At 62.7% G+C, this 12,123-nt stretch carries 16 protein-coding genes; 9 read left to right on the top strand and 7 right to left on the bottom strand.

Annotation, left to right across the window (positions count from 1 at the left end):
- Positions 1-86 precede the first annotated feature (86 nt).
- From Q4543_RS02610 to Q4543_RS02570, 9 genes are all read left to right on the top strand, one after another.
- The gene (locus Q4543_RS02610) at positions 87-290 is read left to right on the top strand and encodes a hypothetical protein (RefSeq protein WP_303436208.1); all 204 of its coding nucleotides are present in this window, start codon (positions 87-89) and stop codon (positions 288-290) included.
- Between the two features lie 228 nt (positions 291-518).
- Positions 519-914 (top strand): succinate dehydrogenase, cytochrome b556 subunit, encoded by a 396-nt coding sequence (gene sdhC / locus Q4543_RS02605; protein ID WP_216003390.1) that lies wholly within the window; start codon positions 519-521, stop codon positions 912-914.
- Between the two features lie 15 nt (positions 915-929).
- Positions 930-1,301 (top strand): succinate dehydrogenase, hydrophobic membrane anchor protein, encoded by a 372-nt coding sequence (gene sdhD / locus Q4543_RS02600; RefSeq protein ID WP_216003389.1) that lies wholly within the window; start codon positions 930-932, stop codon positions 1,299-1,301.
- 18 nt (positions 1,302-1,319) lie between these two features.
- Positions 1,320-3,125, top strand: coding sequence for a succinate dehydrogenase flavoprotein subunit (gene sdhA, locus Q4543_RS02595; protein WP_303436207.1), 1,806 nt, complete (start codon positions 1,320-1,322; stop codon positions 3,123-3,125).
- Positions 3,126-3,234: 109 nt separating this feature from the next.
- Positions 3,235-3,588 (top strand): hypothetical protein, encoded by a 354-nt coding sequence (locus tag Q4543_RS02590; RefSeq protein ID WP_303436206.1) that lies wholly within the window; start codon positions 3,235-3,237, stop codon positions 3,586-3,588.
- 11 nt (positions 3,589-3,599) lie between these two features.
- Positions 3,600-3,914 carry a hypothetical protein gene (locus Q4543_RS02585; RefSeq protein WP_216003386.1) on the top strand — a complete coding sequence of 105 codons (315 nt, stop codon included), beginning with the start codon at positions 3,600-3,602 and terminating at the stop codon, positions 3,912-3,914.
- A 9-nt stretch (positions 3,915-3,923) separates the two neighbouring features.
- Entirely contained in the window at positions 3,924-4,703 is a 780-nt protein-coding gene (locus Q4543_RS02580) for a succinate dehydrogenase iron-sulfur subunit (protein ID WP_216003385.1), read from the top strand.
- 208 nt (positions 4,704-4,911) lie between these two features.
- Entirely contained in the window at positions 4,912-5,076 is a 165-nt protein-coding gene (locus tag Q4543_RS02575; RefSeq protein ID WP_303436204.1) for a hypothetical protein, read from the top strand.
- Positions 5,077-5,150: 74 nt separating this feature from the next.
- Entirely contained in the window at positions 5,151-5,357 is a 207-nt protein-coding gene (locus Q4543_RS02570) for a hypothetical protein (RefSeq protein ID WP_303436203.1), read from the top strand.
- A 14-nt stretch (positions 5,358-5,371) separates the two neighbouring features.
- Here the strand turns inward: Q4543_RS02570 and Q4543_RS02565 are convergent, their stop codons facing one another.
- The 7 genes from Q4543_RS02565 to Q4543_RS02535 all read right to left on the bottom strand — a co-directional run bounded on the left by Q4543_RS02565 (position 5,372) and on the right by Q4543_RS02535 (position 12,031).
- A complete protein-coding gene (locus Q4543_RS02565) occupies positions 5,372-5,869 on the bottom strand; it encodes a prepilin peptidase (protein ID WP_216003382.1) in 498 nt (165 codons plus the stop codon).
- Positions 5,870-5,873: 4 nt separating this feature from the next.
- On the bottom strand, positions 5,874-6,734 hold the full coding sequence (locus tag Q4543_RS02560; RefSeq protein ID WP_303436202.1) for a lipopolysaccharide assembly protein LapB: 861 nt from the start codon (positions 6,732-6,734) through the stop codon (positions 5,874-5,876).
- A 67-nt stretch (positions 6,735-6,801) separates the two neighbouring features.
- On the bottom strand, positions 6,802-7,362 hold the full coding sequence (locus Q4543_RS02555) for a tetratricopeptide repeat protein (RefSeq protein ID WP_216003380.1): 561 nt from the start codon (positions 7,360-7,362) through the stop codon (positions 6,802-6,804).
- A gap of 24 nt (positions 7,363-7,386) precedes the next feature.
- Positions 7,387-8,358: a type II secretion system F family protein gene (locus Q4543_RS02550; protein ID WP_303436201.1), complete on the bottom strand. Its 972-nt coding sequence runs from the start codon at positions 8,356-8,358 to the stop codon at positions 7,387-7,389.
- Between the two features lie 13 nt (positions 8,359-8,371).
- Complete coding sequence (locus Q4543_RS02545) at positions 8,372-9,337, bottom strand: type II secretion system F family protein (RefSeq protein WP_303436200.1); 966 nt, start codon at positions 9,335-9,337, stop codon at positions 8,372-8,374.
- 6 nt (positions 9,338-9,343) lie between these two features.
- Positions 9,344-10,771: a CpaF family protein gene (locus tag Q4543_RS02540; protein ID WP_303436199.1), complete on the bottom strand. Its 1,428-nt coding sequence runs from the start codon at positions 10,769-10,771 to the stop codon at positions 9,344-9,346.
- Between the two features lie 15 nt (positions 10,772-10,786).
- Positions 10,787-12,031: an AAA family ATPase gene (locus Q4543_RS02535; protein ID WP_303436198.1), complete on the bottom strand. Its 1,245-nt coding sequence runs from the start codon at positions 12,029-12,031 to the stop codon at positions 10,787-10,789.
- Between the last annotated feature and the right edge of the window lie 92 nt (positions 12,032-12,123).

The following is a 12,123-nucleotide window of genomic DNA, read 5'->3' as shown; positions in this document are numbered from 1 at the left end:
AGGGGCGGCTTCGTTGTCACCTGCGCCCTGGCTCGGTTAGGCTTGGCGGCGATGGGGAGAGTCGCAACCACTCAGGAGAAAGCGCCATGTCTGTCACCGCCCTGCCGCAAGACGCGCGCGATGTGCTTGAAATGCCCGCTGCGGATGTTCCCGATATCATCAGCGCGCTGGTCCATCGCCGCGAATTCAGCGCTCTGATGCGCCAGATCCACCATGATCTGCAATCTGCCGATCCAACGCGCCAAAGCAGCGGTGCGCGCGCATTGCGCAAGCTGGGCTTCCCGCTCTGAGCCATCGACTCGGGCGCGCCGCCGTTCAGAATACCTGACAAAAACTCTGATATTACAATGCGGGCGCTAACAGGAGAGGTTTGTGATCACAGTTTTTACGGCGTGATCACAAACTTCATTATTTTTTCCGAACTGCGACCAAAAAACATGCCTGCTGCAACTGCGAGACAGTGACACGGGCAAAGGAAACCCGCTAGAACCCGTCCAAGGGAACCGAAAGGACTAGCCATGGCCGAAGCGAAAAGAATCGAGCGCCCGCTCTCCCCCTTCATGTTTGTGCAGTATTACCGGCTACAGCTCACCGCTGTGACGTCGGTGATGATCCGCATCACCGGCAACGCGATGATGGCGGCGGTCTTCTTTCTGATCGTCTGGCTGCTGGCGCTTGCCTCGGGGCCGGAGGCCTTTGAAACCGTCGAATGGTGGCTGACCAGCTTCATCTTCGATCTGTTCTGGTTCTTCATGCTCTGGGCCGTCTGGTATCACTACCTTGGTGGGCTGCGTCACCTGATCTTTGACGCCGGCAAGGGGCTGGAAATCGAGACTGCCGAAAAGCTGGGTTGGATCTGCGTCTACGGCTCTGTCGTGCTGACCGTTCTGACCGTCATCGTCATCTGGCTCTGAGGGAGGCATAGACACATGCACTACCAGACCGACCGCAAGCGCGCCGTAGGCAAGGGCTCTGCCCATTCGGGCGCCGAACATCACTGGTTCATGATCGTCAGCTCGGTTGCGCTGGCCTGCATGATCCCGACCTGGATCTACATCTTCGGCAACGCGCTGGGCTCTGGCTACGAGGCGTCGCTGGCGACCATGTCGCGCCCGTTCCCGGCGATCCTGACCGCGCTGGTGCTGATTGTCGGCATGCTGCACTTCAACAAGGGTGGCCGCGTGATGATCGAGGATTACACCCAAGGCACCACCCGCAAGCTGCTGATCATGGCCTATACGGGCTTTTCCTACGTGATGATCGCCTGCGGGCTGTTCGCGCTCGTCAAGATCGCGCTCTGAGACAGAAAGACCGGAAAAATGGCAGCATACGAATACGAGACGCATACGTTTGACGTCGTGGTCGTGGGGGCCGGCGGTGCCGGTCTGCGCGCCACCCTCGGCATGGCCGAGCAGGGCCTGCGCACCGCTTGCGTGACCAAGGTCTTCCCGACCCGCTCGCACACCGTGGCGGCGCAGGGCGGCATCGCCGCGTCGCTGTCCAACATGGGCCCCGACAACTGGCAGTGGCACATGTACGACACCGTCAAGGGCTCGGATTGGCTGGGCGACACCGACGCGATGGAATACCTCGCGCGCTCGGCGCCTGCCGCCGTGTACGAGCTGGAACATTACGGCGTTCCGTTCAGCCGCACCGACGAGGGCAAGATCTACCAGCGCCCGTTTGGCGGCCACACCACCGAATTCGGCGAAGGCCCGCCCGTGCAGCGCACCTGTGCCGCCGCGGACCGCACCGGCCACGCCATCCTGCACACGCTGTATGGCCAGTCGCTCAAGCACAACGCCGAATTCTACATCGAATATTTCGCCATCGATCTGGTGATGAGCGATGATGGCGTCTGTCAGGGCGTCGTCTGCTGGAAGCTCGAAGACGGCACCTTCCACATCTTCCGCGCCAAGACCGTGGTGCTGGCGACCGGCGGCTATGGCCGGGCCTATTTCTCGGCGACCTCGGCCCACACCTGCACCGGCGACGGTGGCGGCATGGTGGCGCGCGCCGGTCTGGCGCTGCAGGACATGGAATTCGTGCAGTTCCACCCCACCGGCATCTACGGTTCGGGCTGCCTGATCACCGAAGGCGCACGGGGCGAGGGTGGTTACCTCACCAACTCCGAAGGCGAGCGGTTCATGGAACGCTACGCCCCGACCTACAAGGATCTGGCCCCGCGCGACTATGTCAGCCGCTCGATGACCATGGAAATCCGCGAAGGGCGCGGTGTGGGCGAGCATGGCGATCACATCCACCTGAACCTGTCGCACCTGCCGCCCGAGGCGCTGGCCGAACGGCTGCCGGGCATTTCGGAATCGGCAAGGATCTTTGCCGGTGTCGATGTGACCAAGGAACCGATCCCGGTTCTGCCGACGGTGCATTACAACATGGGCGGCATTCCCACCAACTACTGGGGCGAAGTGCTGAACCCGACCGCCGACAACCCCAATGCCATCGTGCCGGGCCTGATGGCCGTGGGCGAGGCAGGCTGCGCGTCGGTGCACGGGGCCAACCGCCTTGGCTCGAACTCGCTGATCGACCTTGTGGTCTTTGGCCGCGCCGCCGCGATCCGCGCCGGTGAGGTTGTCGATCGCGAAGCATCGCCGCATACGCTGAACCAGCCGTCCGTCGACAAGGCGTTCGACCGGTTCGACGGGCTGCGCTATGCCGATGGCGACACGCCGACTGCAGAGCTGCGCCTTGAGATGCAGCGCACCATGCAGTCCGACGCCGCCGTGTTCCGCACCGACAAGACCCTGATCGAGGGCGTCGAAAAGATGACCGCAGTGGCGGGCAAGATGTCGGATATCAAGGTCACCGATCACACGCTGATCTGGAACTCGGACCTGATGGAAACGCTTGAGCTGACCAACCTGATGCCCAACGCGCTTGCCACCATCGTCGGCGCCGAGGCGCGCAAGGAAAGCCGCGGGGCCCATGCCCACGAGGATTATCCGACCCGCGACGACGAAAACTGGCGCGTGCACACCATCAGCCGCGTCAACGGCACCGAGGTCACGCTGACCCATCGCCCGGTGATCGTCGATCCGCTGACCACCGAAGAGGTCGGCGGCATCAGCCTTGCCAAGATCGCACCGAAGGCCCGGACGTTCTGATGCGTCAAGCCTGCCTCCTTTCATGGTCGGCGCTTGCGGCACGCAGCGCGCACAGGTCTGCACCTGTGTCGCGCGGCGTGCCATGCGTGCCCGCGAAGGAGGACATGCTTTGCGAGCGCTGATCGCCTTGCTTCTGGCGCTGCCCGTCATGGGCTGCGCCGACATGGTGCCGCGAAAGGCGGGGCAGCTTCAGGTGCTGACGCCCAAGCCGCTGGGGTTCACCGAACAGGTGGCCGCCAACGCCGCCGGTCCGATCCTGACCCGGATGGCGCCCGGCGTGCCCAGCGACAAGGCGCTGGCCTGCCTGTTCGAACACGCCCAGCCGGGGCAGATTCAGGCGCTGGCCCGCAATTCTGCTCTGGGGCAGCCCGAGCTTAACGACGATATCGTGCTCGATATCCTTTATGACGAGGACATCCGCTTTTGCCTGCGCGGGGGTCCGATCTATTGGCTGTTCGGATAGGAGCCCACGGTTTGCGCAAGCTTGTCTTTCTCGCCCTGCTGCCGGTTCTGGCGTCCTGCGACGCCGCGACCCAAGATCAGATCGCCCGCAACGCCGCGCGTTCGACGGTGAACAAGGTGGTGCTGCAACGCTATCCCAGCGTGCCGGTCGAACCGGCGCTGAACTGCGTCATCGACAATGCCAACGCGCAGCAGATCTACGCGCTGGCCTCTGAATCTGTCACCGGTCCCACGCAATCGAGCGTCGAGATCGTCACCGTGATCGTCTCGAAGCCCGAGACACTGACCTGCCTGGCCGCCGAGGGGCTGCCGGCGCTCATCCGATAGGAGAGACCCATGGTTCAATTTACCCTGCCAAAGAACTCGAAGATCCGCACCGGCAAGACCTGGCCCAAGCCGACCGGCGCGACCAATGTCCGGGCGTTCAAGATCTATCGCTGGAACCCCGAGGATGGCGAGAACCCCCGGATCGACACCTATCACCTTGATATGGACAAATGCGGCCCGATGGTTCTGGACGCGCTGATCAAGATCAAGAACGAGGTCGATCCGACCCTGACCTTCCGCCGGTCCTGCCGCGAGGGCATTTGCGGGTCCTGCGCGATGAACATCGGCGGCATCAACACGCTGGCCTGTATCTACGGGCTCGACGAGGTCAAGGGCGACGTCAAGATCTACCCGCTGCCGCACATGCCGGTGGTCAAGGATCTTATCCCCGACCTCAACCTGTTCTACGCGCAGCACGCGTCGATCATGCCGTGGCTGGAAACCAAGACCAACCGTCCCGAAAAGGAATGGAAGCAGTCGATCGAAGACCGCAAGAAGCTGGACGGTCTGTATGAATGCGTGATGTGCGCCTCCTGCTCGACCGCCTGCCCGAGCTACTGGTGGAACTCTGACCGCTACCTTGGCCCGGCCGCGCTGCTGCACGCCTATCGCTGGATCATCGACAGCCGCGATGAAGCCACGCCCGAGCGTCTGGATGCGCTTGAAGACCCCTTCAAGCTGTATCGCTGCCATACCATCATGAACTGCACCAAGACCTGCCCGAAAGGCCTGAACCCGGCGAAATCCATTGCCGAGATCAAGAAGATGCTGCTGAACCGGCACGTCTGATCCTGTTGCAGATCGCCAAACGAGCGCCGCTTCCGCAAGGGGGCGGCGCTTTGCATTGGCAAAAAGGGGCAAAAGCTTACCCTGCGACAGTTGCAATGAGCGCAGACCGTCCTTGCATGTGCTGGGGGGTGTGCTGCGCTGCAGCAAGGGCTATCTGCAAGGGCAGGGGGGAAGTGACGGACCGATAAGATACCGAAAGGCCCACCCGATGACCGAGCAGAGCAAAATCGACCCGAAGCAGGCCCTCGCCGCCCTCGAGCAGGCATATGGCTATTACCAGCCCGAACCCGTCCTCGTGCAGGACAACAGCGCAAACGTTGTGGATGACCTCAACGACGATCTGGACGGCTTTGCCTATTACCACGCTGCCTGAGCCTGTCTTGACCTTTGTGCAGTGCGCCACAGGTCCATGCTCATGATACGTTCCATACCTTCCCGAGGCCGGCCGTGATCTTCGCTGCCGGCTTCGTCATTGCTTTCATCATCCTGTTGTTCTGGAACAGGAAGAACAAGGATCGCAGGCTGTGCCGCTGGCGCGAGTATCGCCAGAATGGCGGCACGACATGGACCTGTGTGCACTGCGGCGCCAGCACCGAAGGCGTGCCGGGCCAGACGCCCACCACCTGCCTGCGCCCTCGCGGCGAGGCGGCGTAGACCTTTCAGCGCCGTCAGCTGCCGTAGCGATAGCCAAAGATCAGATAGGCGGTCAGCGCCGCGCTAAGCGCCATGCCCATGGGAAAGCGCTTGCCGCTGGTCCAGCTCTTCCAATCTGGCGCAAGGCGGCGCAGGGGCGAGAATTTGATCAGCCTGTGGGTGACGAAGGCGCCGATCAGGCTTGCCGCCAGCAGCGCCATCAGGAACCGCAGGTCCGCGAGGTGCACGAACGGCGCGGCCGCAGCGATGAACTTGGCATCGCCCGCGCCCATCACGCCGCCAGCGTTCAACGCCATGCCAACCACCAGCGCCACCGCAAGATGGGTGTAGCGCCACAGGTAGGCATCAAGCGGCAGCACCATCAACCCGACCACGACAAAGACCATTAGCAGGGCGATGTTCGCCGCGTTGGTGATGCGCAGCTCGCGCATGTCGGTGTAGCAGACATACAGGCAGATCGGCAGCACGAGGGGCAGGAACCAGCTTGCGGCCATGGCGGATATCGACAGCATCGGATCAGCTTGCGCTGCCATTCTCGAGAGCAGCCAGCGCGGTGGATGCTGCCTCGAAATGCTGCGGATGGGTCTCGATGGCGTCTTCCAGCAGGCCCTTGCCAATCTTCACGTCGCCACGCTTGATCGCCGAAAGCGCCAGCGTGTAGGTCAGATCGGCGCGCTCGATCTGAGTCATGTCCAGCACCGGCAGGCTGTAATTGCCCTGCGCGCCGCGCGCCAGCACAAGGTTGTTCTTGGCGGTGAACAGGGTGCTATCGTGGCGCAGGGTTTCGTAGAACAGCTTTTCCGCCCCGGCCGCATCGCCGCGCGAGAGCTTGGAATAGCCCCAGTTGTTCAGCACCGATGCTGGCTGGGTGGTCAGCCCGGCGGCGATCTCGTAAAAGCTGTCGGCCTTGTCCCATTGCTTGTTGCTGTCGGCCACCATCGCTTCGAGCCGGTAGCGCATGTAGGATTCATGGGTCGGCGGAATGGCACTCAGCACCTGTTCCGCCTTGTCCCACTGGTTGTCGCGGATCAGCGCGTCGGCCAGTTGCACCTTGTCTTCGTCGCTGGACTCCGCATGTGCCACCACCTCGGCCCAGGCGATCGCCGCCTCGCGGGAGCGTTTTGCGCGCACCAGCGATGTGGCAAGGCCGCGCATCAGATCGATGCGGCCCGGCTCGAGCTCTCCTGCGCGGGCGAAATAGGTCACCGCCGCCGTGGGATCGGAAGCCCTGAGCATCACATCGTTCAGCCCGGTGCCGTCGATGACATTGACGTCGGTGAACTCGCGGTTCACCGCGTCGGCGTCGATTTTCCTGTCACAGGCCGAAAGACCGAAGGCCCCCGCAATGCAGAGGGCCACGAGAATGGAATGGCGCATTCGGTGCGTCCTTTACTGCTCTTGCCTCGTCACGCGACCGATCATCGCCGGCCATCTTATTGTCGGGTCAGTCGTGCCGCTGGATGAGGTAGGTGCTCGTCCCCTCGCGGATCAGCTGAAAATCCTCTTGCTCGGCAGCAGAATAGCCCGGATTTTCCAGTTTTGCGAGCGCCAAGCGCAGATTGTCGCGGATTGCGTCGCTTTGGCCATTGTCCAACGCATAGGCGCGACGGAACACTTCGGACGCTTCGGAGACCTTGCCCGCTTCCATCAGCACCACGCCGAGGTTGTTCCATGCCTCGGGCCAGTCCGGTGCGAGTTTGATCGCTTGGCGCAGCAAATGTTCCGCCTGACCAAGCCGCCCGAGCGCGAGGTTGGCCGAGCCGAGCGAGGTCAGCACCTCGCCGTCAAGCCCGTCTTGTCCGGCGGCGCGCAGATAGGCCTCGAGCGCCAGCTCGTGTTCGCCCGCAGCCATCAGGCGGTGGCCGACCAGCAGCCCGTCGACCGACTGGCCCTTGGGGTCAAGCGACGGGGCATAGACCTGCCCGTCCTCGATGGCATGGCCGCCGGTGTCTCCACAGGCGGCCAGAAAGAGCGTGGTCAGGCAGGCGGCAAGGCCGATGCGCATGATGGTCCTGTGTTCGGGGCCCGGTTACGGGGAGATGGCGCCAAGTTGCGTGATGCCGACGATGGACGGACCAACAAGGATGATCAACAACGGCGGCACCGTGAACATCATAGTGGTGAGGGTCATCTTTGTCGGCAGTTTGTTGGCCTTTTCTTCGGCGCGCATGACCCTTTTGTCACGCATTTCCGAGGCGTAGACCCGCAGCGCATCGGCGATCGAGGTGCCAAAGCTCGCCGCCTGATTGAGAACGGTGACAAAAGAGGCAACGTCCTGCACGCCGCAGCGCTCGCCCATGTCGTTGAGCACCGCCGCCTTGTCCTTGCCGGCCTTCATTTCGTGGCTGATGATCTCGAATTCATCGGCAAGCGCGGGGTAGGAGGCGTGCAATTCGGCCGCCACCCGCACGATGGCCTGATCCAGCGCCTGACCAGCCTCGACGCAGACCAGCATCATGTCCAGCGCGTCGGGAAAGCCTTCCTCGATCTGCTTGCGGCGCTCTTCGACGCGCTTTTGCACCCAGTATTTTGGCGCCATGTAGCCAGCGGCGCCGGGCAACAGGATATACATCAGCTTTTGCTGCATCGTCGCCGTCGGTCCGTCGATGACCATGAAATAATACACCGTGCCCGCCGCCAGCAGGCCAATGCCCAGCACCATCTGCGCAAGGTAGAACAGCCGCACCGCGTCACGGGTGCGATAGCCCGCCTGAAGCAGCTTGAGCCGGGCCTGCCCCAGCTCTTCGGCGCTTTTGGGTTCCAGATACTGGGCGTATTTGTTCAGCTTGGCGTTGCGGCGGGTGTCGCGCAGGATCGCCTTGGTCTCGGCGTCGATGCGGGCGCGGCCGGATTTGGCCAGCTTGTCCATCGGATCGGGCTTGCTGCCCAGCATCAGCGGGATCGCGGCAAGGATCAGCAGCAGGGCCAGCCCCGCCACCGCCATCAGCGGCCCGGCCGGGCCAAGCATGTCGGTCAGCATGGCGTTGAGATTGTCAAACATCGGGATGGACCTCTCAGACCTTGATGTTCACGAGGAAGCGCATGACCATCAGGTTCAGGGCCAGAAACACCGCAACGATGAAGCAGGCCGGGATGAACCATTCGTGGTCGAGCACTTCGTCGTAGTAATGCGGGTCGGTGACCTGAATCACCAGCAGCACGGCGACCGGAAAGCCCGACAGGAACTTGCCGGACCATTGCGCCTCGGCGGTGATCGCCTTGACGCGGCGGAACAGGCGAAAGCGGGCGCGGATCACCTTGGCAAGCCCGTCGAGGATTTCCGCAAGGTTTCCGCCCGATTGCTGCTGGATCGACACTGCAACTGCCAGAAAGCGCAGATCCTGCATATCAAGCCGTTCGGCCATATGCTTGAGGCTTTCGCCAATGTCGCGCCCATAGGTCGATTCATCCGAGATCACGCCGAATTCGGTCGCCAGCGGGTCCTTGATTTCGCGCGACACCACTGCGATCGCCGAGCTGAACGGATGGCCGACGCGCAAGCTGCGCACCATCAGCTCCACCGCGTCGGGCAGCTGTTCCTCGATCAGGGCGAGGCGCTTCTTGGCCTTGCCGCTGACCCACATGAACACGCCGCCGATGCCCATGACGAGCCCGAGCACGATGCGCACCGGAAGGCTGGCCTCGGTGCCGACGGTCAGTCCGAGAAAGGCAAAGACGCTGACCCCGGCCATCATCGCGATCAACTGGTTGGGGGTAAAGGCGATGGCCGCCTTCTGCGCCCGATCGGCCAGCAGCGAATACAGCGGAATGCCGCGGCTTTTCAGGTGCTGGTCCATCTCCTTGCGCAGCTTGGCAAGCACCTCTTCGCGGTTCGATGTCTTCTCGATCATTTCGAGACGGCGGTTCACCCGGCTGTTGAGCCGGATCGACTTGCCGAAGGTGACAAGATAGACGCCCTCGACCAGGACGAACACGCCAAGGAAGATCAGGCCGTAGATGATCAGTTCTGCGGAAAACATGGGGCGTTACTCCGGGCGGAAGGGTTCGTAGATCGACGGAGGGATATCGAAGCCCCACATCTTGAAACGTTCGGAATAGTGGCTGCGCACGCCGGTGGCGGTGTAATGCCCGATGATCTTGTTGTCGGGGGTCAGGCCGACGCGCTGAAAGCGAAACAGCTCCTGCATGGAAATCACGTCGCCTTCCATGCCGGTGATCTCGGTGATCGAGGTCATCCGGCGCGAGCCGTCCTGCAAACGGCTGGCCTGCACGATCAGGTTCACGGCCGAGGAAATCTGGCTGCGCATCGCCTTGAGCGGCATTTCGATGCCTGCCATGGCGATCATGTTTTCAAGGCGTGAAATGCCGTCGCGGGCGTTGTTGGCGTGGATCGTGGTCATCGACCCGTCATGGCCGGTGTTCATCGCCTGCAACATGTCGATGACTTCCTCGCCGCGCGTTTCGCCGACGATGATGCGGTCAGGGCGCATCCGCAGCGCGTTCTTGAGACAGTCGCGCGGGGTGACGGCGCCCTTGCCCTCGACATTGGGGGGGCGGCTTTCCATGCGGCCCACATGGGACTGTTGCAGCTGAAGTTCCGCCGTATCCTCGATGGTCAGGATGCGTTCGGCATCGTCGATGAACGACGACAGCGCGTTGAGCGTGGTGGTCTTGCCCGAGCCCGTGCCGCCCGAGACGATGACGTTCAGGCGGGTCGACACGGCGGCCTGAAGATAGACCGCCATTTCCTCGGTAAAGGCGCCAAAGCTGATCAGATCGTCGATCGACAGCTTGTCCTTCTTGAATTTACGAATGGATACAAGGCTGCCATCGACGGCGATGGGCGGCACCATGGCGTTGAAGCGCGAGCCGTCCGCAAGGCGGGCGTCGACATAGGGGTTGGATTCATCGACCCGGCGGCCCACGGCGGACACGATCTTGTCGATGATGCGCATCAGGTGGCGTTCATCCTTGAACACCACGTCGGACATCTGAAGCTTGCCACTGCGTTCCACAAAGATCTGGTGCGGGCCGTTGACCAGAATATCCGACACCGTGTCGTCTTTGAGCAGGGTTTCGAGAGGGCCAAGACCCTTGACCTCGTCATACAGCTCCTGATTGACGGTCTGCCGGTCCTCGCGGTTGAGCACGATGCCCTTTTCCGACAGGTTTTCCGACACGATGGCGCTGATCTCTTCGCGCAGATCCTTTTCCGAGGCGGCGTCGATCGCCGCAAGGTTCAGGTTGTCGAGCAGCGCCCTGTGCAGTTCCAGCTTGATGTCGCCCAGCCGCTCCTTGCGTTTCTTCTCGCGATCCTGCGGAGCGGCGTCGACGATTGCGGCGATCTGAGGTTTTCGCATCGACGGCTTGCTGGGCGCGGCGCTGGCGGCGGAAGACGGCGCCGCCGCGGCGGGAGCTTCCTTGCCGGTCGGCTTCTTGTAGCGGGAGAACATGGCGCTGGCTCCTGATCAGGCGGCTTGTGCGGCGGACAGGCCGATGGCGTAAAGTTCCGCCGCAAGCTTGGCGATGTCTTTACGCAACGGGTTCTTGGGGGCATGGGTCGCCAGCGGCTCGCCATGATCGCAGGAGGTGGCAACCTGACGACCCCCGTCCGACAGCTGAAGCCGCAGGTCGATGCCAAGGCTTTCGGACATGCGCTTGATACGGCTCTTGCCTTGCAGATCGGTAAACTTGGGGGCGCGATTGACGGCAAAGCGGATCTTGTCAAACGGCAGATCCTCGGCCTGAAGCGCCCGCTTGAGCCGCAGCGTGTTCTGAGCCGAGCGCATGTCCAGCTCGATCAGCGCGAAATAGATCTGCGATTGCGTCAGCACGGTGTCGGTCCAGCCGGTCAGGGCCGAGGGCATGTCGACGATGACGAAATCGAAATGTTCGCGGGCCACGCCAAGGATCTTGGACACCTCTTCGGGGCCGATCAGGTCGAGCGGGATGACATCCGACGGCGAGGTCAGCACCTGCAGCTTTTCGCCATGGGTCACCAGCGCCTGACCGAAACTGTCCCCGTCCATCGATTCGATGTCGGACAGCAGTTCCATCACCGCCTCGCGGCGGGGCAGGTCGAGGTAGGTGGCGATCGATCCGAACTGCAGGCCGAAATCCAGCAGGCAGACCCGTGGTGGCTTGTCCTTGGTCACATTCGCCAATTCCCACGCGAGGTTGACCGCAAAAGTGGTCGCGCCGCAGCCGCCGCACATGCCCTGAGTGGCAATCAGAACGCCATCGCCGCCGCCCTTGAGCTTGACCTTGTCACCGGCGCGCTGCCCCGGTTGTGGCGCTTCGGGCGCGCGCACCCGCTCGAGCCGCTCGACGGCGGCGCGCAGCTCGCCTTCGGGCAACGGGTAGGGGACAAATTCATCGGCGCCCCCGCGCAGCAGCTGGTGCAGCGCGGCGGGGGTGACGTCTTCGGCGATCAGGATCACCTTGACGCCGCGCCCCTTGGCGGCGCCGATCAGCTCGGACAGCAGGCCAAGCTGATCCTCGTCTTCCTCGTCGATGGCCATGGCAACGAATTCAAGCGCTTCGGCATCGGGCTGGTTCAGAAAGGCAAGCGCCTCGCCAAAGCCCAGATCGCCCCAGCCTTCGCCAAGCAGCATCTCCATGTCTTCGATCAGCAGGTCGAAGTTCTGGACGTTCCGGCTGATGGTGCAGGCTATGATCGGTGCTGGATCGTTATGCGCTGCGGACTTGCTCATGGCCTTCTATCCTATCGCTGCTTGGGAAGGGTTCCCGAAACGCACGGACAGGAAAGAGGGCGCGACACGCCCGGATCTGCCCGTGGTCTGGT

It is taken from the genome of Salipiger sp. 1_MG-2023, assembly GCF_030547555.1.
Classification (GTDB): Bacteria; Pseudomonadota; Alphaproteobacteria; order Rhodobacterales; family Rhodobacteraceae; genus Salipiger.
This window is presented reverse-complemented; position numbering and strand designations above follow the sequence as displayed.

Coding starts and splice junctions, on each gene's coding strand:
- Q4543_RS02610 (WP_303436208.1), top strand. CDS start 87: ATGTCTGTCACCGCCCTGCCGCAAGACGCGCGCGATGTGCTTGAAATG.
- sdhC (WP_216003390.1), top strand. CDS start 519: ATGGCCGAAGCGAAAAGAATCGAGCGCCCGCTCTCCCCCTTCATGTTT.
- sdhD (WP_216003389.1), top strand. CDS start 930: ATGCACTACCAGACCGACCGCAAGCGCGCCGTAGGCAAGGGCTCTGCC.
- sdhA (WP_303436207.1), top strand. CDS start 1,320: ATGGCAGCATACGAATACGAGACGCATACGTTTGACGTCGTGGTCGTG.
- Q4543_RS02580 (WP_216003385.1), top strand. CDS start 3,924: ATGGTTCAATTTACCCTGCCAAAGAACTCGAAGATCCGCACCGGCAAG.
- Q4543_RS02575 (WP_303436204.1), top strand. CDS start 4,912: ATGACCGAGCAGAGCAAAATCGACCCGAAGCAGGCCCTCGCCGCCCTC.
- Q4543_RS02565 (WP_216003382.1), bottom strand. CDS start 5,869: ATGCTGTCGATATCCGCCATGGCCGCAAGCTGGTTCCTGCCCCTCGTG.
- Q4543_RS02560 (WP_303436202.1), bottom strand. CDS start 6,734: ATGCGCCATTCCATTCTCGTGGCCCTCTGCATTGCGGGGGCCTTCGGT.
- Q4543_RS02555 (WP_216003380.1), bottom strand. CDS start 7,362: ATGCGCATCGGCCTTGCCGCCTGCCTGACCACGCTCTTTCTGGCCGCC.
- Q4543_RS02550 (WP_303436201.1), bottom strand. CDS start 8,358: ATGTTTGACAATCTCAACGCCATGCTGACCGACATGCTTGGCCCGGCC.
- Q4543_RS02545 (WP_303436200.1), bottom strand. CDS start 9,337: ATGTTTTCCGCAGAACTGATCATCTACGGCCTGATCTTCCTTGGCGTG.
- Q4543_RS02540 (WP_303436199.1), bottom strand. CDS start 10,771: ATGTTCTCCCGCTACAAGAAGCCGACCGGCAAGGAAGCTCCCGCCGCG.
- Q4543_RS02535 (WP_303436198.1), bottom strand. CDS start 12,031: ATGAGCAAGTCCGCAGCGCATAACGATCCAGCACCGATCATAGCCTGC.